Below are 20,819 nucleotides of genomic sequence, written 5' to 3'. Positions count from 1 at the left end.
CCCTCTTCACACGGTCCGGGGCTTGGACCATCCGTCCAGAAGCCGGTCAAAGATTGCGTTTGCGTAAAGCCCGTTCGACAGGTGCACCCGAAGCCCGGCCGCCGCCGGATGTGAGGCCCAGAGCGGGAAGGTCGATTGTGCCAGTGCGACGGCGCCAAAGCTGATCAGTGCCAGGATCATCAAAGCCCACTCCAAGGGTCCGGGGGCTGGCGTTGCCGGAAGAGTTCCTGCAGTCAGATGCTGGGCCGCCATTTGCAGCAGGAAATAGCTGACCGACGTGACGCTGGCATAGACCACGGTCCGACGGGTCAGTGCTCCGGGGGCTGCATCTGCAAAACCCTGCGCCAGCAGGTAGGCCACGCCAAAGATCAGGATCACACCCAGTACAATCGCCTGGATTGACTTGCCGTCGATTCCGAACACAGCAGCGACCACACCATAGATCAGGATACCGATGACAAAGGCCTGGATCACGTTGCGTGCGCTTGGAACGGCAACCGGGCCGGGACGTTTGATCGCGGCGACGTTGCGGACCGCCTCGCCCGCGCTGAGGAACGCGTGCGCCTTGTAGAGCGAATGTGCAACGATATGCAGCAGCGCCAGTGGAAACAGCGCCAGGCCGCATTGCATCACCATGAAGGCCATCTGCGCGATCGTGGACCAGGCCAGCGAGGTCTTGACCGCCGGTTGCGTCAGCATCACCAGCCCGGCAAACAAGGCGGTGAACCCACCCAGCATCACCAGAAGGGCCATGATCCCGGGTGCCGCGAGCATGACATCGGCGAAGCGGATCAGCAGAAAGCCACCGGCATTGATGACGCCGGCATGCAGCAGCGCGGATACCGGGGTGGGCGCTTCCATCACCTCGGTCAACCACCCGTGGATCGGAAACTGGGCAGAGGCCATCACCGCCGCCAGTGCGATCAGCAAGGCCGCAGAAATCGTCATGACGGTGGGTTGTGCCTGGGACAGGATCGCGGCTATATCCGTCGTGCCATAGCTCAGGATCAGCAGCGGGACGGCCAGCGCCAGAGACACTTCGCTGATCCGGGCCACCACGGCCTTTTTGCGGGCCGCGCGCCGCGCAGTGGTCCGTTCCGGGTAGAACAGCAGAAGCTTGTGCATGGCAAGGCTGGTCACGACCCAGGCCGCGAGCAACTGCACGAGATTGCCGGACATCACCAGCAACAGAACCGCAGCCAGCGTCACCATCATCCAACCGGTAAATGCGCCTTGCCCCGCCTCGCCGTCCATATATGTCGCCGAGTACCGCAGAACGATCCAGCCGATGAAACTGACCAGAACCAGCATGATCGCGCTGACCGCATCCAGACGCACCGACAGGCCAACTCCCCAGAACCCGATCAGAGCAGACGTGCCCGATCCGTGCAGGATCAACATCAAGCCCGACAAAGCGGCCACGGCAAAGGCGGCCACTGCAGCCCATTCCGACAATTTCGGAACCAGACCAGGGCGTATCCCGGGGTGGCGGCTTGCATAATAAGCCGAAGCCAGCAGGATCAGCGGGCTCAGGAGTGGAAGAAACAGGTAGATCATGGTCGTATCCCTCAGCGATGGGGGCTGGCGCGCCCGTTTTTCAGGACATACTGCGGCAATAGGTTTATGAAAAATTCATTGTTTGCCGGTTATAGTTCTACTAAATAGAACGATATGCCACTTAACTATCACCACCTGCGTTATTTCTGGGCCGTCGCGCATGACGGGAACCTCACGCGAACCGCACAACGTCTGAACCTGTCGCAATCCGCGCTGTCGGTTCAGATCAAGGAGCTTGAGGAACGTCTGGGCCATCCCCTGTTCGAACGCCGCGGACGCAAACTGCACCTGACCGAGGCGGGGCATATCGCATTGGATCACGCCGATGCAATTTTTGCGACGGGTCAAGAGCTTGTGGCTACGTTGCAGGATGCCGGGAACACAAGACAGGCCCTGCGGGTCGGGGCTCAGTCCACACTGTCGCGAAACTTTCAGATCGGGTTTCTGCGCCCCATTTTGGCCCGCAAGGATGTCGAGGTGATCCTGCGGTCCGGCAGTCCGAGCGAACTGCTCGGCGGGTTGGAGACGTTGAATTTTGACCTGGTATTGATGAATCACGAGCCAGCAAGTGACAGTTTGACCAGTTTTGAAACGCATCACATTGCCGAGCAACCGGTCAGCATCGTTGGCACGCCTGAGCGGCTGGATCCCGGACGTCCCATCAAGGACCTGCTCGAGGAGCATCCTTTCATTCTGCCAACAACCAACAACAGCGTCCGCACCGCGTTTGACGCTATGGCCAGCCGTATGTCAGTCCGCCCACAAATCGCAGCCGAGGTGGATGACATGGCGATGATGCGCCTGCTGGCGCGCGAAGATATCGGGCTGGCGCTGGTCGCACCGATCGTTGTGCAGGACGAGTTGTCGTCCGGCAGGTTGCTTGAAGCCGAGGAGCATCCGCGCATTAAAGAAAACTTCCACGCGGTCACGTTCCGACGGCGGTTTCCCAATCCACTGGTTCAGCAGTTGTTGGCGGGCAGCGCGGCGTTATTGTGACAAACCAAGGCGGACAGCGATTGACGGGAACACGCAGCCAGTCCAATTTCATAACACGTTGTGGCTGGGGCGTGACGAGGCTGGACCGCGTCGTTGACCCTCCACCGACGCGCTAATTGATAGTCGCTCGAAGGTTTGCGCTTTGCATGCGATTTGCTGACGAAGCGACCTGAGATGGTACTCCTTGCACGTGCTCGGTTGTTCTTCTTTGGTATAGTTTTTTGTCCTTTCTGTTGGTTACGCGGCCTGAGCTTTCGTCTCATCGATGACACGTGCCGAGCCCGCGTTGCTGGACACAGACGAAGCGCAATTCTTGACGTTGTGTTTTTGTGTATAGCGCTCACTGCGCACCATGGTTTCGCCGTTCGACGCCACAAAGCGGGTGAAGTGCTGACCATCACTTGACTTGACGAACTCCCAACGATACCCGCTTCCTGTCTCACCCACTGTAAGTTCGACAATCGGCGCGCCGAGGGCATTTGCTTTGAGCGAAGAGATGTTCCTTTTCGCTGCGTCTTTGGAGGTGAGGTTCTCTGACCACACCATGATTTCGGAGTTGTAGGTGAAGCGCACACGGTACTGACCGCTTGCCGCATCAACAATCTTGAAAGCGTACATAGCATGCTCCTTTGTTGCTGTAGTGACGTTGTGTTGCTAGTTAGCAATCACAGGGATGTCCGATTCTTGAGCAGTTGCAAGAATGAAACGGGAGAGCACATGTCGAATTTCTTTGATGCGGAGGGCTTCTATGCTGCCCTCGATGCAATCAGGCGAGATAGAGAGGTTTCTTGGAAGAAAGTTGCAGAGAAAGCCAAAATCTCGGCTTCTACTTTGACCCGCATGGGTCAGGGAAAACGACCCGACGTCGATAGCCTTGCGGCGCTGGCATCCTGGTCGGGCTTGGATGTGAGCCAGTTCTATCGCGACACCGGCACACCGCGAGCTCAAAAGGATACGCTCGCGGAGATAACCACCCTGCTTCGTGCGGACAGACACATCGGTGGTGAAAACGCTCAAACGATGGAACTCATGATCAAGACGCTTTACGAAGATATGAGGAAACGCAGGGCAAATGGGACATAGGTTCGAGCACGGTTTCAAAGCAGAAGTCGTGCGATATGCGGAAGAGTTCAGAGCAGAGTTGGTTCTCATGCCGGACGCGCCATTGTGTCCGCGTGATTTGGCAGAACACCTAGGCATCCCAGTATTCGGTATTCGCGACAATCCGAAACTGCCACTTGAAGTTACAAACTATTGGGCTAACCACCCTAAAGACCCGTTCTCTGGTCTCATCATCTCGAATGGAAACTACAAGGAAATACATCACAACGATTTTCATCACCCTCGTCGTCAAAATTCCAATCTGACACATGAGCTATCCGCCTGTCCTTGCAGCCGCCGCGCCGCGTTCCATTCTGATTGACCGTGGCGAACCAACAACAAACGCATCACTCGATCCTTTCACCATTTAAGCCAAACCAACTGTCGGGCTGACGCGGCAGGCAAAACTGAATCGTGTCGCCGATGCCCGCTTCCGGCGCGTTCTCGACTATCGCGGTCAGGCGCAAGCCATCCCGGAGACCCGTCACCATCGTTCGCCCCGCAATGGCGCTGGTTTCCACCAATTCCATTGGCAAGGTCGTGCCCCCGGCACTGTCGGCAAGGGTCATCGACTCCGCCCGGTACATCGCCAAGCATTCCTCGACCGGGGCCGACATCGGCATATGCCGTCCGCCCACCAGATATCCGGTACCGTTCTTGACCACCGGCACCATGTTGTTGGGCGGGGATCCGACAAAGGTCGCGACAAAGGCGGTTTCGGGGCGTTCCACCAGATCTTTTGGCGTGCCGAACTGCTGCACCCGCCCCTGGTTCATAACAGCCACATGACTTGCCATTGTCATCGCTTCGATCTGATCGTGTGTGACATAAACCGTGGTGGCCCCGGTTGCGCGATGCAGGCGCTTGAGTTCGGTGCGCATCTCGACTCGCAACTTTGCGTCCAAATTCGACAGCGGTTCATCAAACAACAGGATCGACGGCTTTGGTGCGATCGTGCGGGCAATTGCGACACGCTGTTGCTGCCCGCCGGAAATTTCATTGGGATAGCGGTCTGCCAGTTGCGCGATGTCCAAGAGCTCAAGCACCTCGCCGACCCGCTTGGCCCGCTCGGCCTTGGGCATCTTCATCACTTTCAGCGGCCAATCAACATTGCCGCGCACCGACATATGGGGCCAGAGTGCATAGGACTGAAAAACCAGACCAGAGTTGCGCTTGGCGGGATCAACCGTCCAGTTCCGGTCACCGTCCGACACCGTCTCACCGGCGAACATGATCTGCCCCGCAGACGGTAATTCCAGCCCAGCCAGCATTCGCAGCAAGGTGGTCTTGCCACAGCCAGATGGTCCAAGCAGCACAAGGAACGCACCGTCCGGCACAGTGATCGACACGTCTTTGACCGCATCAAAATCGCCAAATTGCTTTGTTAGATTACGTATGTCCAGCATGGGGTCCTTTAGTTTTGCAGCCAGGGTTGGGATTTTGCTTGCAACCGATTGGCGATCAACGTGGCCGAGATTGAGATGAATAGGATCACCACAGTAATCGCGTTCGCAAACTGTCCGAACCCTTCCGAGGCATAGCGATACGCAACGACCGATAAGACCGGCATCGTTGGTGTGAAGAGCAGCACAACCAAGGACAGGTCGCGGATGATTTTAACGAAGATCAAGATACCGCCCGCGGCCAGCCCTCGGATCGCCAGTGGCACTGTGATGGCAAGGAGGCGCCGTGCAAAGCTTGCGCCTGTGATACGTGCGCTTTCTTCCAACTCGCCGCTGACCTGCTGGATCACCGCACGACCGGTCTGTACCGAGAACGGCAACAGATACGCAGTGCCAGCAATGACCAACAAGGCGAAAGTTCCGTATAACGCTGGCAGCGGTCCGATGGGTGCGCCCAGATAGGCGATGTAAGCCGCGCCAAAAGCAATACCTGGAACCAAGAGCGGCAGAAAGCTGATCTGGGTTATGGCGGCAGACGCCCAGCCGTCGCGGAACCGGGCGGTCGTGTAGGACGCCAGCAGGCCCACGAACATCCCCGCAAACGCAACCGCAAGACCAAGCCCCAACGTGACCGTCAACGCCCTCACGATATCCTCGTTGTAGGCGATACCAGGGATGCCTTGGGAAACATTCGGGTCGCTCTGTCCCAGCCAATAATGCAGCGTCCAGTTGGAAAAGAGGTTGGCGGAGGATGGCGCGAGGCTCGACGCGGTCAGCACGATCACAGGGATTACGGTCGAGCTTAGCAGCACGATGGCGGCCACACCAAACGGCGGTCATCGCGCGCTCCGCAGGTCAAACCGTTTCGTCCGACCGCCCTTGTCGGTGATGGTTGCATAGGATCTGCGCCCCGAAACGATCCGATTGTCCGCCCACAGAAAAGCGCCGGAGATCAGCACCAGCAACATGCCGATCACATAGCCGCGCCCGACTTGCCCAACCTCGATCATCCCGAAAAGGCGCGTGGACAGGGTCTGCATCCGAACCGGCAACCCCAAAAGCGCAGGGGTCGCAAAGTTTGACACTGCGCCTGCAAAGCACAGCGAACCCGCTGCGACCAGCGCAGGGGTCGTCACCGGCAGGATGATCCCCATCAAGATGCGACGCCCTTTTGCCCCGGCGATCTGCGCCGCTTCCACAAGATCAGAGTTCACGGTCGCCAGCGCCGCGGCGATGATCGTGAATGCCAAGCTGAAATAGTGAAGCGTCAACACAATCAACGTCGGCACCATGCCCCAGGCCAGCCAGTCGGGAATGTCCAGCCCCAGGCCCTGTAACAATCCTACCTGTCCTCCGACGCGGTCCTTGCGAAACAGCGACCCCCAAGCGAGTGCTGCCGCGAAAGACGGGATCATGAATGGCAACGTGGCCATCACACCGATGGTCGTGCGGAAGGGCACGTTCGTCATCACGACCAACCACGCCAAGAATCCGCCCAATAAAACGCATCCGGCAGAAACAACCACTCCGATCAACAGCGTGTTGCCCAGCGGTTTGTAGAACAGGTTCGTGGACAGCCGCCCCGTCAGCACATCGGACCAGGCTTTTATCGTGTCCGGCTGAAGCGTGAACACGACCGTTCGGATCAGCGGAAGGACGATCATTGCCACTAACAGCAACAGAACCACGGCCTTCAGCACCGTGCCCTGGCGAAAGAGCACACGCCGTCCTTGCGCGCCTATGGCTGTTTCGACCATTGAGATGATCCCTGGTTGGTGACGTCAAGATTGCCTAGGAGTAGACGCGTCACCACGACTGCCCCTCAGCGCTGCGTTTGGCTATTGAAGCGTTAAAATCAGATCGCCAATGTCGCTTCGGATCGTGGCCGTTTCGGCGGGTGCAAGACGCCAGGCTGTGAACTCGTCCAAAGGCACAGCGTCAGGATGTGGCGGGATGTCAGTCCGTGTCACATAATCGCCCGCGACGTAAAACGGCGCCAGCCCCGCACCGCCCACTTCGGTTTCGTCGCCCATCAGGAAGTCGATCGCCAAACGGGCCGCAGCCGGGTTGTTAGGCTCTGCCGCAAGCGCCAAAATGGCAGGAAAGATGATGCCCGGCGCCGGTTCGACCGCATTGGCGACTTGCAGGGCCCAGCCTTCTTCCTCGTAGTCACGGCGATCCGAATAGCTGGTGAATCCCACCGGTGGATTTTCCTGCCCCAACGCACCCACGGCAGCGTTTACGTCATCGGTGGACCCGACAAGGATCAGATCATTGGCGAAGAGATCAGAGATAAACTTTTCACCGGCATTCGCCGCTCCGCCAAGATCAATAGCATTGCCAAATTGCGCCTCATAAGCGACCCGCATCTCGTCCGAGCGCAGCACAATCTCGGTGATCAGATCCAGGTAATCGCCGCGCTGCAATGGATCGACCATCACCACTCGGCCCTTCCAAGCACCCGTTGTGAGTTCCCAGAGATTGCCAACCGGCGCGCCATCTGGATTGGCTTCTTCATTATACATCAAAACCTTGGTGGACAGCCGTTGCGCCAGCAGTGGGCTCTTGTATTGATCCGGGACACGGCCTGCCACGCGCGGCGGCACATCGGGCGCAATGATCCCGGCCTCCAACAGCTCGGTCAGCACAACCGGCGTGTCCGAGATATAGATGACGTCGGCGTTGGTGACGCTCGCCTGAGCCTCCGCCTTTAGCCGGGCAATCTGCTCGGTAGAGGTGATGTCAAAGCCTTGCAGATCGATACCGGGATAGGCCTCTTCAAACGCCTTCTCGACCTTGCCAATGCGGCTGGTGAAGGAATAGACCGTCAATGTGCCCTCTGCCTGGGCCAGGGGTAGCAACCCATCCAGCCCCATTTCATTCAAGTGGCCATCGGCCATCGCCGCCGTAGATATAAGGATACTGATCGCGCCAAGGCGCGTTGCCGTCAGAACATTCATGTGATCCTCCCTTGGGTTCCTCTTTAGTCGAAACGCTCGATCAACTGTCCCAGCCGTTCGAGTTTCTTCAGCGATTCCTCTTTCGCTGTTAATCCCGCCGCGATGATGATCGCGTTACACACGGTCATCGGCACGGTCAGTGTCTGGAACGCGTCAGGATCTCCGGATCGCGGCGCGGCCAGCAAATAATCGGGACGCAGCGCAAGAAACGCGCCTGAATTCCCGGAAATGATGATTGTTGTTTGGGCCGCCTTGCTACAGTTCAGGTGAAGGTGGGACGATGAAACTAGGTCCCCTCCGATTTCAACTATCAGCTGCCTGAGACGACGGCCCGGCTGCCGCGAATTCAGTGACTTCGGCGCTACCGGTGCTCGTGAGACATTATAACCGCGATCTTGGCCGGTGTCGGTGACATGAACCGAGCCATTGTCGCCGTTAGTCCTTCAAACCGAGAACAACTGTAGCCCACCTGAGCGCTTCGGCCTTGAACACATCATCACTGCATTCTGCCAAGGCCGAGGCTTTTTGGTAGGGGTCTGTCCGGGCGTACAACATGGCGCTTAGTTGATCGATTACAAACGCGGCTGCGAATTCTGGATCAGGGTGTGTGATTTCTTCTTTCCGTGAAAGGAGGAGTTGTAAGAGCCTTGAATTTCCTTCGGCCTTGATCTCGGCCATATGTGCTTTGAGATCAGGATCGTCCGCCATCACCAAGGCGGTGGCACGTTTCGACATGCCGCCAGCCTTAGTTTGATGCAGTCGAAAAGTGATAAACGCCTCAATCATCTCGCGTACGCTTGCATTTTCCCAGCGGGCCGGGTCCGCAGCCTGTTTGTTCATGTCGGCAATTTGCGATGTCATTCGATGAAAAACGGCATTGCGCAGTGCCGTCTTGTCTTTGAAATGGTGATAGACGGCCCCGACGGAGGCGCCCGCGCGTTTTGCAATCTCGGTCACCGAGGCGCCGTCCACACCCTTTTCAACAATCAGTTCTTCGGCCGCATCCAAGAGTGCCGCCTGAGTCTTTTCGCTTCGGGTCTGTTTGCTGTCGCGGCGCCAGTGCAGTTCGGAAATCCACCGGTCTTTGGTCACTTAAGTCTCCCGAACCAGAATTCATATTCGGTTTGTTGACACAGTCAATCCTTCATGTCAAAACATAATCAGAATTTTGATTCTTGTTTCTTACCCAAAGGTGCTCGATGAAACCCTCGCCGAAGCAAACGCTGCCCGCCACTGCGACCGAAGCCGCCGCGGGCCTAGACCTTGCTGGCAAAGTCTTTGTGGTTACGGGCGGATATTCGGGTCTTGGGGCGGCCACCAGCACAGCGCTGGCCGCCACAGGAGCAACCATCGTTCTGGCCGGTCGTAACAAGGAGAGCCAAATAGGATTTGCAGTTGAAGTTGGGGAGGAGTGGCCGAGCGCTTTGGTGGATGCAGACGAGGTCGTCGATCTTGATGATCTGGCATCGGTCGCGGCTTTCGCGCGCAGCCTTCGCTTACGTTACAATCGGATCGACTGCCTCATCAACAACGCCGGAGTCATGAACACGCCACCGGGTAGGACCAGGGATGGCTTTGAAATCCAGTTCGGCACCAACGTCATCGGACATCATCTGCTCGCCCGTTTGCTGGTGGATCGGACCGAACGGCAGGTTTGGTTGTCGTCCAGTGGGCATTCTTTGATTGCCAATCCACCCGGTAACCATGATCTCGCAAAAGCACCGCGTATCGATATTGATGCAGTCAAGGTCGTGGATCCCGACACCTACGACAGTTGGCACCGCTATCAACAGTCGAAACTGGGTGCTATCCTATTGGCCAAACAGTTCGCCGTCGAGCATCCGCACCTAAAGACCTGTGCCGTCCATCCCGGCGTCGTAAGAACCAACCTCTCGCGGCACATGTCGACATGGTTGATGGTCAAATACATGGCGGCCATGCTGACCGGACGTGGACAGCGCATTGTAACGCCTGACGAAGGCGCCCGCACCCAAACGCTCTGCGCAGTCATGCCGGGTAGCGACCTGGAAAACGGCGCCTACTACGCCGACTGTCAGGTGACCCAGCCCGCGAAGGCCGCTGAAAACATGGAAGACTCCAAGCGGTTGTACGACTTCTGTGAAGAGGTCACGCAACCCTTTCAAATCCAAGCCACACCGGCTCGAAACACTGGAGCACCGTCAAAGTGACGGCAACATTGACCGTTAACGGCGTTCGACACACCCTGGACGTCGACCCCGCAAAACCACTTCTCTGGGTAATCCGCGAACAATTGGAACTGACGGGCACCAAGTTTGGCTGTGGCATCGCGCAATGCGGGGCCTGCACGGTCATGATCGACGGGGTTGCTACGCGGTCCTGCGTCACCCCCGTGGGCATGGCTGAGGGGGCAGAGATCGTCACCATCGAGGGGCTGGCGCCGACCGAAGATACTTTGCACCCTCTGCAAGCGGCGTGGATTGAGCATCAGGTGCCGCAATGCGGCTATTGCCAATCCGGTCAACTGATGTCAGCCGCGGCCCTTCTTCAGGATAATCCAAACCCCACCGATACCGACATCAATGACGCGATGGAGGGCAACATCTGCCGGTGCGGCATGTATGGGCGCATCCGCGCAGCCATTAAGTCCGCCGCCACTCAGGAGGGATAAGACAATGAAAAAGTGGACCCGACGTGCTTTCATTTCAGCAGGTGTCGTTGCGGGCGGCGGTATTCTGGTTGGTGTCGCTGTGCGACCGGGAAACCTCGCAGATGACCTTCAGGATATTGTGGCAGGCGATGGCGAAACACTGGTGCATGCCTTCGTCAAGATCGACAAGGACAACGTCGTCACCGCGATTGTTCCGCATGGCGAAATGGGTCAGGGCGCGCAAACCGCACTGACTCAAATGCTTGCCGAAGAACTGGATACCGACTGGAAGCGCGTTCGCATTGAGGAAGCGCCTGCTGTGGCGGAATACAGCACATATACACTGGGCCGCGGCCTTATCCTGAGTGGGGTGGACCTGCCGGCTTTTGTGGTGCCCAGCTTTGATGGCGTTATGATGCGTCTGGCGAATTCCATGAACATGCAGATCACCGGCGGTAGCCTGAGCATTCGGGCTACCGGTCAATTTGGTATGCGCGTGGCCGGTGCGGCGACGAAAGAGATGCTTAAGCGCGCCGCGGCTGATGCATGGGGCGTTCCGGTTTCGGAGATTGAGACCGAAAACAGTATGCTCGTCCACCTCGCAAGCGCTCGGAGCGAGCCCTATTCGAAATTTGCGGCAGCCGCAGCAGAGATGAAGCCGTCCTATACGCCAGAGCTGAAGGATTCGAAAGATTTCAAGATCATCGGCCGCTCGGTTCCGCGTCGCGACATCCCCTCCAAGGTCGACGGCACCGCCAAATTCGCGCTGGATGTCCGGTTACCCGATATGGTCTATGCGACGACCCAAAGGTCGCCCGTCTACGGTGGGCGTATCGGCCGGATTGACGACAAAGCGGCGCGCGCCATGGACGGCGTGATAGACGTCATCAGACTGCCGCCAAGCGAAAATGACGCAAGAATCGGCGGGTATGCCGAAACGGGCGAATCCGTCGCGGTGGTCGCGGACAGTTACTGGACCGCGAAACAAGCGCTCGACGTTCTGGACATTGAGTGGGACAACCGAGGAAATGACGACGTCAACATGGAGAGCATTTATGCCCGGCACGACAGGGCAATCTTGAATGGTGATGGCCGAGAGAGCGATCGAGAAACCGGTGATATCGATGCGACTCTTGCAGAAGCGGAACAGGTGATAGGCGCGGAATACCGCGTTCCCTTCCTGGCGCACACCTGCATGGAGCCGATGAATGCCACTGCGCATGTCAAGGACGGTGTTTGCGATATCTGGATTGGTTGCCAGAACCCGCTTGGATTTCGGCGCGCGGTGGCAGAGGCGCTCGATCTGGACGAAGAAAACGTCACGCTGCACAACCAGCTCATGGGTGGTGGTTTCGGGCGAAAGTCGCGGGCCGATTGGGCATTGCAGACCGTTCGTGTCGCGCAAGCCGTTGGCAAGCCTGTCCAGTTAATCTGGTCACGCGAAGAAGACGTCCGCCAGGATTTCTACAGACCGGCAGCTACCAGCAGGTTCCGCGCAGCAATCGGGAATGACGGCTCCTTGCGGGGTTGGCAGAACACTTACGTCGAAAAGCTGGAACCTCCCGAAGCGGCCTTGATCCCGTATGGTGTACCCGCCCAAGACATTGGCTACCTTCGCAGCCCTAGCCATGTACCGACCGGTGCATGGCGCAGCGTCGATGAATCGCAGCACGGGTTCTTTATAGAGAGCTTTATTGACGAATGCGCAGCCGCCGCGGGGGCCGATCCGTTTGCCTATCGCGCCGCGCTTCTGGCCGATAACCCGCGTCATCTTGCAGCGCTCAAGAAGGCGGCGCAGGAGGCCGGGTGGGGTACTCCGATGGGGGCGGGACGCGCGCGCGGGATCGCCTTGAAAGAGTCTTTTGGGTCCATCGTGGCGCAAGTCGCCGAGGTCACCGCCGTGGATGGCGAAGTTTCGGTAGACCGCTTCGTCGCCGCCATTGACCCTGGCCTTGCAGTTACACCCGATGGCGTGACGGCGCAGATCGAGTCCGGCATCATCTATGGTCTGACCGCCGCGATGTATGGCGAAATCACGATCGTCAACGGCGCCGCCGAACAGAGCAACTTCCACGACTACGAGGCGCTGCGCATGGCCGCCGCGCCGGTGATCGAAACGCACATTATCAACAGCGGTCACCAGATCGGTGGCGCGGGCGAACCCGGCACACCCCCCGTAGCTGCCGCATTAGCCAATGCGATCTTTGCCGCGACCGGGCAACGCATCCGAGAGCTTCCGCTTGGCAAACACGTTTCGTTTTCCAACGAGGCGCGATTGTCGTGAATACATGATTGTCGGTCTGAATATGGCTTTGGCTGGTCTAATTACGGCGTTCAAGGATCTTGGACGAAGCTTTTCCAACGGCCTCTGTTCATAGGCGGCCAGCTCAATAGGGACCGGCCCGTTTATTGCTTTCAGAATTACCAGTGCGTTACCGAAGACTATTCATCGAAACCACGTAGGTGCATCGTCGAAGGATTTTGCAATGGCTCTAATGACATCGGACGTCCTGCGACATGGCATGTCTCGGCCCTCTGCCACACCAACGACTCAAGCCGCGCTCGACGTGCATGTGCAGCGCGGCAAGCACCTCGCCGTGCGCACAAGGTTCATCGCGACCGGGGTCATGCTTGTTTTGTTCTCAACTCACTATCTGCGGCCCGAAGTCGTCTTTTGGATGGCCTTCGAGTTGGCCTTGCGCTGATCGGCCCGGCGCAATTGCGGTTTGTGCGGCCGCATCGAAAATTGTTGGAGTTGTCTTTGATGACTGCCTAACTGGCTGCGTTGACTTGGGTGATTGTCCATCCCAACCCGTTGATCAATCCCGATATTCCGATCGAGCTACAACACCGGTTCGGTGGCTATATCACACTGTTCATCTTTCTAGCGCTTGGCACGCTGGCCTATTCCCGGCGGTCCTTGCGCACATATGCGAGTCTTGCGGCGCTTATTTGGACAGCAGGGGTCTTGTTCGTCCGGCTTCTGTCTTTAGGACATCCCAGTGCAACGACCGTTCGGCATGTGCTTTTCGATTATCCCTACGTCTTAAACGCCATGATCCAGACTCATTGCGGCTGGACATGCGGTTGCAAGAAATTGTCGTGTTTGTCCCTGTTGCGTTCATTTTGTCGATCACGGTCAGGCGGTATAGTGATCTATTGCTCACGCGCACAGTTGTGGAACCTGAACGCATCAATCTGTCGCGCTATTTCTCGCCGGGCATCGTCGAAGAGCTGTCGAAGAACGACGAGTCTTTCAAGGAAAGCAGGCAACAGAACGTTACGGTCCTCTTTGCCGACATCGTTGGTTTCACCACCTATGCCAACGTAAAACATCCCTCTGAAACACTGAATCTTCTACACGCGTTCCACCGGCGTATGGCGACTGAGATCTTCAACAATCGTGGAACGTTGGACAAGCTGCTAGAAGACGATTTGTTTGATGGTGACATTCGGCACGCGGACCACATCACCAAAAGACGCAATAAATGCTCTGGCCTGCGCCTGTGCCATGGTCGGGAGAATCCGCGACTGGAAGAGAGACCGATCCGCGCGGGGCGACAAGGAAATCAAGATCGGGATCGGCCTACACTAGGGCTTGTGCATGCTTGGTGATGCCGGTACGAACGAACAGCTCGAATTTGCGGTGGTTGGCGAGAAGGTGAACATGGCCAGCCGCGTAGAGGCCAAGACTCGAGAATTGGAGGCACGGATTCTGTCTACGGATGCCGTGCGCCAGCAGGTCATTGCAGAGGCCGGATTTGACCACGTATTGCTGCGCGATACCACAGCGTTTCCGAACCACACAACCTGAGGCATCAGCGGCAGCTTTGAACCGGTTCTGTAAACACTAAGTCGGAAAAACCTGGAACCGCGGCAGACTGTGAGTTTGAGCAAACTAATATTTTGGCAGCGCCGCAAATGACCGCTACGCGGGCTGCGACCGCAGAACCAGAGTTAGGTGGTGAATGGCAGGAATGGGCCGTCCCGCCATATGTTTTTTATTTTAGATAGGTTGGCTGGTGCTTTGGTGCAAACAGACCTTGCATGATCTCCCGGACAGATTGGATCGCGGCTGTGTTTCGCGAACTTGCGCGATAGTGTAGGCCCGCCTTGCGTTTGGGCATACCGTGACGCACGGGGCGGATCGCAAGGCCTGCCGTTTCGATCACGGATCTCAGTTGGCGCGGCGCAGACATCACAAACCCACCCTGCAAGACCAACTGCAGGCCGGTTGCAAAGGAGTTTGTCCGCACATCAAATCCCGGCGGGGCCAGTCCTCGATCCTGATAATGTGATGAAATGAGATCCTCAGTATCAGGATCTTCGGTATAGAGGACCCAGGACGTGGCTTTGAAATCGGACGGATCCACCGCATCGCTCTGGGCAAGGGGATGACCCGGGGGCATGACAATGCCATGCTCAACCTCGGTCAGGGTATGGGTCACAAGCAGTGAGGTGTCACTGCTGCTTTCGATCACGCCCATCACCAAATCGAGCTCGTGATTGAGCAATCTGGGGATCGTTCGGATATTCGTGTCGGCGACCAGTTCAATAGGCAGACGCGGAAACCTCTGCCTGAGCTGCGTAAACAGCGGCGCGATGTAGATCAGATGAAACAGAGGGCCCGCACCAACGCGCAAAATCGGCATGCCTGCCGAGGTGAGGGCCTGAACCTCTTCCTTAGCCTGCGAAAACTCACGCTCGATCCGCGCAGCGCGGTCAAGAAAGCTGGCGCCTGCCGCAGTAAGCTTCATGCCGCGCCTGTGCCGATCAAAGAGCCTGACACCCATGCTGGCTTCGAGGTTGGCGATGCGCTTGGTCAGGGTTGGCTGCGTGAGGTTCAGGGTCTCTGCTGCCTCCGTCAATGTGCGCGAACGGGCAACGGCCAGAAAAGCCTCGAGATTGCGATCCATAGACATTCCAATTTTCTATTGCAGAAGTCGTTTTTTCAATTTTACAGAATGCCTTGGTGCGATCAATCATGACAGAATCGAAATTGGGGGGATTGCCAGAGAATGCGCACGGTTTTTGTTCTGTTTGACTCGCTGAACCGTCACGCGCTTGGGGCCTATGGTGGTACAGCAATCGCGACACCGAATTTCGATCGCTTTGCCGCCAAGGGTACAACTTTCGACGGGCATTATGTCGGCAGCCTGCCGTGTATGCCCGCACGTCGTGATATGCATACCGGTCGGCTCAACTTTATGCACCGGTCATGGGGCCCACTGGAACCTTTCGACGAGTCCTTTCCCAAGATACTTAGTCGGGCGGGCACCTATACGCATCTCATCTCGGACCATCTGCATTACTTCGAGGATGGTGGCGCAGGCTATGCAAATGCCTTTGACAGCTGGGACTTTGTGCGGGGCCAGGAATATGATCCGGCCCGCGCATTGGTGGCCCCGCCGCTGGAACGGTACCGTGAGATCCACGATGAGCGCCACTATCCGCTGGAGAACAATGGGCCGGAGACCCTGACGCGCTTCAGTCACGAAAATGTCTTGTGGAAGCGCTCGCGCGCCGCGATCAATCGCGAAGAGATGCGGGAGGAGGTGGATTTCCCAACTGCCAAATGTTTTGCCTCGGCCTTTGATTTCCTCGACATGAACCGGACGGCAGGGGACTGGTTCCTGCAGCTGGAATGTTTCGATCCGCATGAGCCTTTCATGGCGCCCGAGCGGTTCAAGAAAGCCTATGAAACCGGCTACTCGGGCAAGATACTGGATTGGCCGCATTACGAAAAAGCCACGAACTCGGCCGAAGAAATCGCCGAGATCCGGGGCAATTACGCGGCGCTGGTTACCATGTGTGACGAGTATTTCGGCAAGCTGCTGGACTATTTCGACGCTCACGACCTTTGGGGAGATACGGCTCTTATCCTGTCTACCGATCACGGCTTCCTGCTCTCCGAGCACGAATGGTGGGGCAAGAACCGCATGCCCTACTACGAAGAAATCTCACATATCCCGCTGATGGCCTGGGTGCCAGGACGGACGGAGTCAGGCGCGCGGCGGCAAAGCCTGACGCAGACGCCTGACCTGATGCCGACATTTTTGGAGCTGCATGGCTGTGACATCCCGCCAACTGTCACCGCGCAATCGATATTGCCTCTGCTGGAGGGCGAAATGCCTCTGCACGAAACCGTTGCCTTGGGCATGTTTGCAGGGCCGATCTCAATCACCGATGGGCGTTTCAGCTATTTCCTCTATCCGGATGATCCCGGCGCGGAGGGGCTGAACCTTTATACCCTCGCGCCGTCGCACCTTATGAAACCCTTTGACATTCACGAGCTGCAATCAGCCACGCTGGCACCGCCCTTTGATTTCACCAAGGGTGTGCCGCTTCTGAAAGTGCCGCTCGATTTTGCCAACAGCCAGGTCGGCCAGGACGGCCAGACCCTGATGGATTGCGAAACCGCACTTTACGATTTGCGCGCTGATCCGGGCCAGAGCACGCCAATTCAGAACCCCGAGATTGAGACTTTGCTGAAATCTCGGATATCGGATCATTTCGCCGCGCATGACGCCCCGGCCGAAATTTTCCGGCATTTCGGACTGCAAAACCGAAGAGCTGCGCGCGCGCCGGTGGCGACACCGGCGGCTCAGTAGCCAAAAGATGTAAAAAAGGGAGGATCACACCATGACCATCTTAACATCAGCCCGGGCCTGGGCCGGAGGGCTCGCCTTTGCGGTCCTGACAGCCGGTGCGGCCAGTGCCGAATACCCTGAACGCAACATCGAAAACATCTTCCCGTGGGGCCCCGGCGGCGCGATGGCCGTCAGCCAGATCATCGCGGATGCCATGGGCGAGGAATTGGGCGTGTCTATCCCGGTCGTCTCGACCCCTGGCGCGGGCGGTGTACGGGCCTTTGAGACGGCCAATGCAAAGCCCGCCGATGGCTACACGATCTATGATGGCTATGTCGCGCCGCTGGTTCTGCAACCGCTTCTGGGCAATGCCGAATGGAGCCATAATGACTTCATCCCGTTACACGCTGCGACGGCCAACGCGTTTTCCATTGTTGTGCGTCGGGATGATGATCGCTTTGAGACTCTCAATGATCTCTTGACCATGATGGAGGAAAACCCCGGCTCGGTGCGCTACACCACGGGCTCGCCCACAAACCTGCCGCACATGGTACTGGCGCGGGTTTTTGACGTGAATGGACTCAGCGGTCGTGTGGTTCCCTATGACGAACTGGAGCAAGGCGTGCGCGATTTGCGCGCAGGCGTTCTGGATTTCATGATCTCCAATCCAGCCTTTTACAAGGCCAACAAAGAGCATCTGCGCCCGCTTGCCGCGCTCAGCGAGCAAGCTTCTGTCTCAGAAATCTATGACGGTGCGCCGCTGATTGGCGATCTGGGCTATGATCTGGGTATGACCGGCCTGTCGCCAATGGGTTGGAACTGGTGGCTGGTGCATGCCGACACCCCGCCCGAGATCGTCGGTAAACTGCGTGACGCTATGGCTGCGGCCCTTGCGCGCCCGGATGTGCAGGAGCGGATAATGAATACCGGTTTCGTGCCCACAGGCTTCACCTATGATCAATATGATGAGGTCGTGGGTGCAGTAGGGGAACAGCTGCAAAGCGGTATCGACGCGATGCAGCGCATCCTCGACGAACAGTAAGCAGAAAGGTCCTCCCCGATGGCACGACGGAATATATCCAGCAGAGCCCGCAGTTCGGCTGAGTTGGCCGTCGTTGCCATCCTTTTCTTTGGCATGGCCGGGATTGCGTTCTGGCAGTTCCAGACCAGCTTTGTCGAGCAGGATGCCAACACCGGTGGGCCCTTTGACAACGCTGCCATGTTCCCCCGAATGGTGGCATGGGGATTGGTGATTTTGGGCAGCCTTGAAGCCGCGCGGCTTCTGGCCGGGATGGTCGCGGGACGCCCCGCGACGATGGCCGAGCCCCTTGCCACCGATGAGCCGGGCCGCATTTTGACGCTGCGTGCGCTGATCTCGGCGGCGGTATTTGTACTGTACCTCTGGGTCCTTCCCTGGGCGGGTTATGTCGCTGCGACTCCTGTCATGATGGTGATGATGATGATGACCCTCGGTGCGCGCTGGTGGATGGCGATCATCGCTGCCTGCCTTGCGACCTTCGGCATCGGCTTCGTGTTTGCGACCGTTTTGAATGTGGTTATGCCGGTTGGGCGCCTAGGCCTGCCAACTGTGTTTTAGGAAAGGTCGGGCATGCTGGGCGATCTGATCACACAAGGCGCGGGGCTGTTTTTTACCCCGCAGGCGGTTCTGCTGACGGCGGCGGGTTGCCTGGCTGGGTTGGTCATCGGCGTTCTGCCGGGCCTGGGGCCGTTGATGGGCATTATCCTGATGCTGCCGGTCGCCTTTTACCTGCCGCCGGTGCCCGGTATGGGCATGCTGATCGCCATCTTTGTCGGGGGTTCCTGCGGAGGGGCGATCACGGCCATTCTGCTGCGCATCCCCGGTACTCCGATTGCGGCGGCAACCTTGTTGGACGGTTACCCCATGGCCGCCAATGGACGCGCGGGTGACGCGATCGGGTTGGCCGTATCGGCTTCGGCCATCGGCGGCGTCTTTGCGGGGTTTATCCTGCTGGTCTTCTCACCGCTGCTGTCCGCCATGGCGCTGAAATTTGCACCGCCCGAATACACCGCCTTGGCGCTATTAGGGCTGCTCTCGATTGCTGTTGTCGCCCGTGAATCCACCATCAAGGGGCTGATGACAGGTGCGTTTGGACTGATGCTTTCGACGATGGGGACTGATAGTTTCAGTCAAGCCTATCGCTTCACCTTTGACAACTACAACCTGCTCAACGGCTTCCACATCGTGCCCGTCGTGGTCGGTCTCTTTGCCCTTTCGGAAATGTTCATGCAGGTGCAGGCGGGCGGGCTGAACGCCAAGCCAAATGTACAGAATGTCCGCGTTTCACTGGCCTCGGTGCGCCTTGCCCTCTCGCACAAGGTCAATCTCTTTCGCTCCTCGGCCATCGGTACGTTTTTTGGCGCACTTCCTGGCGCGGGCGGGGTGATCGCGTCTTTTACGGCTTATGCGGTCGCCAAATCCCAGGCCCGCCCCGATGAGAACTACGGCAAAGGCGCAGAGGGCGGCGTTGTGGCCACTGAATCTGCCAACAACGCCTGCTGTGGTGGCACATTGATCCCGACGCTTTCGCTCGGCATCCCCGGCGATGCCTCAAGCGCTGTTCTGATGGGTGCGCTGTTCCTCTTGGGGTTCTTTCCGGGGCCCGAGCTTTTTGAACAGAATGTCGGTGTCGCGGGCGGCGTCATCTTTGCCTATCTCGCGGCCAATATCTTCTTGCTGGTGCTCGGGATCCTGCTGACCCCGGTCTTCGTATCTGTCCTCAAAGTCAAAAAGAAATACCTCATTCCAATCGTGCTTCTGCTCTCGGCTGTTGGTGTTTTTGCGCTGCAGAATTCGACCTTCGACCTTTGGGTAATGCTGGGTTTTGGCGTCTTGGGCTATGTCCTGCGCCGCTTTGAATATCCTCTGGCACCCATCGTCATCGGGATGATCCTGGGCCCCATCGCCGAGGCCAGCTATCGCCGGTCCATGTTGATTTCGGATAATGGTCATTGGATTTTCCTGGAGCGTCCGATTTCAGCAACGATTTTGATCGCGTGCATCATTCTGGTGCTTGCTTTCCTTCCCTGGCGACGCGGCGCGAAGGGCCAGTCGCCGTTGCGTGAGTAGGCGTCGCCAACGCCAATCAAATTGCCTTTTTCTTGGGCATGTAGCAGTTTCTCATAGTTCTTTAACGTTCGGTGCAGACTGATTGCTCATGCGCCGCGAATGTTTGTATCTACATCTACGGGTCGCATCGCAGCAAAGTGTCAAGTAATCCAAGGTCGGCTATGGGCCGAACTCGAAGTCTTCAAGCTGATGGCTAGGGGGCCTTGCTGCGCTGTCCTTGATGGCCGCTGTGAGCCCAATCTACCTAATGCTGCGCTTCGCATGAACAGGTGCGAAGCGCGAATTGCTGCCATAGGCAATGGCAATGACAGGTCCTTATCGGTCATTCATTGGGCCCGGCCTCGCCGCGAAACAGTGTCACCGAACCGGCCATTCCTCACAACAGCACAATTTGATCGCTGTGAGCGAGGTCGAAGTGGGACACCTTACAGCTGATCGCCCCCCCCCGGTATTTTGTCGCGATCTGCAAATGCC

22 protein-coding genes are annotated in these 20,819 nt (G+C 57.7%); 12 read left to right on the top strand and 10 right to left on the bottom strand.

The annotated features are described in order from the left end of the window. Positions 1-6 precede the first annotated feature (6 nt). Positions 7-1,557, bottom strand: a complete 1,551-nt coding sequence (locus ACR3E0_RS21500) for a proton-conducting transporter transmembrane domain-containing protein (protein ID WP_480481566.1) — start codon at positions 1,555-1,557, stop codon at positions 7-9. 114 nt (positions 1,558-1,671) lie between these two features. Here ACR3E0_RS21500 and ACR3E0_RS21495 point away from each other — a divergent pair, with 114 nt between their 5' ends. Next, positions 1,672-2,553: a LysR family transcriptional regulator gene (locus ACR3E0_RS21495; protein WP_480481564.1), complete on the top strand. Its 882-nt coding sequence runs from the start codon at positions 1,672-1,674 to the stop codon at positions 2,551-2,553. A gap of 237 nt (positions 2,554-2,790) precedes the next feature. On the opposite strand, the gene ACR3E0_RS21490 is transcribed toward ACR3E0_RS21495, so the two are convergent. Further along, positions 2,791-3,171 (bottom strand): YegP family protein, encoded by a 381-nt coding sequence (locus tag ACR3E0_RS21490; protein WP_480481562.1) that lies wholly within the window; start codon positions 3,169-3,171, stop codon positions 2,791-2,793. Between the two features lie 99 nt (positions 3,172-3,270). Here ACR3E0_RS21490 and ACR3E0_RS21485 point away from each other — a divergent pair, with 99 nt between their 5' ends. Then, positions 3,271-3,636, top strand: coding sequence for a helix-turn-helix domain-containing protein (locus ACR3E0_RS21485; RefSeq protein WP_480481560.1), 366 nt, complete (start codon positions 3,271-3,273; stop codon positions 3,634-3,636). A 267-nt stretch (positions 3,637-3,903) separates the two neighbouring features. Here ACR3E0_RS21485 and ACR3E0_RS21480 read toward each other — a convergent pair whose 3' ends face one another. From ACR3E0_RS21480 to ACR3E0_RS21450, 7 genes are all read right to left on the bottom strand, one after another. Continuing rightward, positions 3,904-4,002 carry a histidine phosphatase family protein gene (locus ACR3E0_RS21480; RefSeq protein WP_480481558.1) on the bottom strand — a complete coding sequence of 33 codons (99 nt, stop codon included), beginning with the start codon at positions 4,000-4,002 and terminating at the stop codon, positions 3,904-3,906. Further along, a complete protein-coding gene (locus ACR3E0_RS21475; protein WP_480481556.1) occupies positions 4,002-5,060 on the bottom strand; it encodes an ABC transporter ATP-binding protein in 1,059 nt (352 codons plus the stop codon). The genes ACR3E0_RS21480 and ACR3E0_RS21475 overlap by 1 nt, the downstream gene beginning before the upstream one ends. A gap of 8 nt (positions 5,061-5,068) precedes the next feature. After that, the gene (locus ACR3E0_RS21470) at positions 5,069-5,881 is read right to left on the bottom strand and encodes an ABC transporter permease (RefSeq protein ID WP_480481554.1); all 813 of its coding nucleotides are present in this window, start codon (positions 5,879-5,881) and stop codon (positions 5,069-5,071) included. A gap of 12 nt (positions 5,882-5,893) precedes the next feature. After that, entirely contained in the window at positions 5,894-6,814 is a 921-nt protein-coding gene (locus ACR3E0_RS21465; RefSeq protein ID WP_480481553.1) for an ABC transporter permease, read from the bottom strand. An 81-nt stretch (positions 6,815-6,895) separates the two neighbouring features. Then, entirely contained in the window at positions 6,896-8,017 is a 1,122-nt protein-coding gene (locus ACR3E0_RS21460; protein WP_480481551.1) for an ABC transporter substrate-binding protein, read from the bottom strand. A 23-nt stretch (positions 8,018-8,040) separates the two neighbouring features. Beyond that, positions 8,041-8,202 carry a hypothetical protein gene (locus ACR3E0_RS21455; protein ID WP_480481549.1) on the bottom strand — a complete coding sequence of 54 codons (162 nt, stop codon included), beginning with the start codon at positions 8,200-8,202 and terminating at the stop codon, positions 8,041-8,043. A gap of 250 nt (positions 8,203-8,452) precedes the next feature. Continuing rightward, entirely contained in the window at positions 8,453-9,025 is a 573-nt protein-coding gene (locus ACR3E0_RS21450; protein ID WP_480481547.1) for a TetR/AcrR family transcriptional regulator, read from the bottom strand. Positions 9,026-9,216: 191 nt separating this feature from the next. Between ACR3E0_RS21450 and ACR3E0_RS21445 the strand changes: the two genes are divergently transcribed. The 6 genes from ACR3E0_RS21445 to ACR3E0_RS21420 all read left to right on the top strand — a co-directional run bounded on the left by ACR3E0_RS21445 (position 9,217) and on the right by ACR3E0_RS21420 (position 14,460). After that, positions 9,217-10,206, top strand: a complete 990-nt coding sequence (locus ACR3E0_RS21445) for an SDR family NAD(P)-dependent oxidoreductase (protein ID WP_480481545.1) — start codon at positions 9,217-9,219, stop codon at positions 10,204-10,206. After that, a complete protein-coding gene (locus ACR3E0_RS21440) occupies positions 10,203-10,667 on the top strand; it encodes a (2Fe-2S)-binding protein (RefSeq protein ID WP_480481543.1) in 465 nt (154 codons plus the stop codon). The genes ACR3E0_RS21445 and ACR3E0_RS21440 overlap by 4 nt, the downstream gene beginning before the upstream one ends. Positions 10,668-10,671: 4 nt before the next feature. Then, complete coding sequence (locus tag ACR3E0_RS21435) at positions 10,672-12,930, top strand: xanthine dehydrogenase family protein molybdopterin-binding subunit (protein WP_480481541.1); 2,259 nt, start codon at positions 10,672-10,674, stop codon at positions 12,928-12,930. A gap of 202 nt (positions 12,931-13,132) precedes the next feature. Beyond that, positions 13,133-13,351 (top strand): hypothetical protein, encoded by a 219-nt coding sequence (locus ACR3E0_RS21430; protein ID WP_480481539.1) that lies wholly within the window; start codon positions 13,133-13,135, stop codon positions 13,349-13,351. Positions 13,352-13,727: 376 nt separating this feature from the next. Continuing rightward, the gene (locus tag ACR3E0_RS21425) at positions 13,728-14,261 is read left to right on the top strand and encodes an adenylate/guanylate cyclase domain-containing protein (protein ID WP_480481537.1); all 534 of its coding nucleotides are present in this window, start codon (positions 13,728-13,730) and stop codon (positions 14,259-14,261) included. Continuing rightward, the gene (locus ACR3E0_RS21420; protein ID WP_480481535.1) at positions 14,251-14,460 is read left to right on the top strand and encodes a hypothetical protein; all 210 of its coding nucleotides are present in this window, start codon (positions 14,251-14,253) and stop codon (positions 14,458-14,460) included. The genes ACR3E0_RS21425 and ACR3E0_RS21420 overlap by 11 nt, the downstream gene beginning before the upstream one ends. A gap of 187 nt (positions 14,461-14,647) precedes the next feature. Here ACR3E0_RS21420 and ACR3E0_RS21415 read toward each other — a convergent pair whose 3' ends face one another. Beyond that, on the bottom strand, positions 14,648-15,568 hold the full coding sequence (locus ACR3E0_RS21415; RefSeq protein ID WP_480481533.1) for a LysR family transcriptional regulator: 921 nt from the start codon (positions 15,566-15,568) through the stop codon (positions 14,648-14,650). Between the two features lie 96 nt (positions 15,569-15,664). On the opposite strand from ACR3E0_RS21415, the gene ACR3E0_RS21410 reads away from it, so the two are divergent. From ACR3E0_RS21410 to ACR3E0_RS21395, 4 genes are read left to right on the top strand one after another with little or no spacing between them, the layout of a single operon-like run. After that, a complete protein-coding gene (locus ACR3E0_RS21410; protein ID WP_480481531.1) occupies positions 15,665-17,257 on the top strand; it encodes a sulfatase in 1,593 nt (530 codons plus the stop codon). 31 nt (positions 17,258-17,288) lie between these two features. Continuing rightward, a complete protein-coding gene (locus tag ACR3E0_RS21405; protein WP_480481529.1) occupies positions 17,289-18,278 on the top strand; it encodes a Bug family tripartite tricarboxylate transporter substrate binding protein in 990 nt (329 codons plus the stop codon). Positions 18,279-18,296: 18 nt separating this feature from the next. Further along, positions 18,297-18,833: a tripartite tricarboxylate transporter TctB family protein gene (locus tag ACR3E0_RS21400; RefSeq protein WP_480481527.1), complete on the top strand. Its 537-nt coding sequence runs from the start codon at positions 18,297-18,299 to the stop codon at positions 18,831-18,833. A 12-nt stretch (positions 18,834-18,845) separates the two neighbouring features. Beyond that, entirely contained in the window at positions 18,846-20,345 is a 1,500-nt protein-coding gene (locus ACR3E0_RS21395) for a tripartite tricarboxylate transporter permease (protein ID WP_480481525.1), read from the top strand. The last annotated feature ends 474 nt before the right edge of the window (positions 20,346-20,819 follow it).

The organism is Ruegeria sp. AJ12, assembly GCF_056536245.1.
The sequence above is the reverse complement of the archived record's forward strand: the minus strand, read 5'-3'. Positions and strand labels throughout refer to the sequence as shown.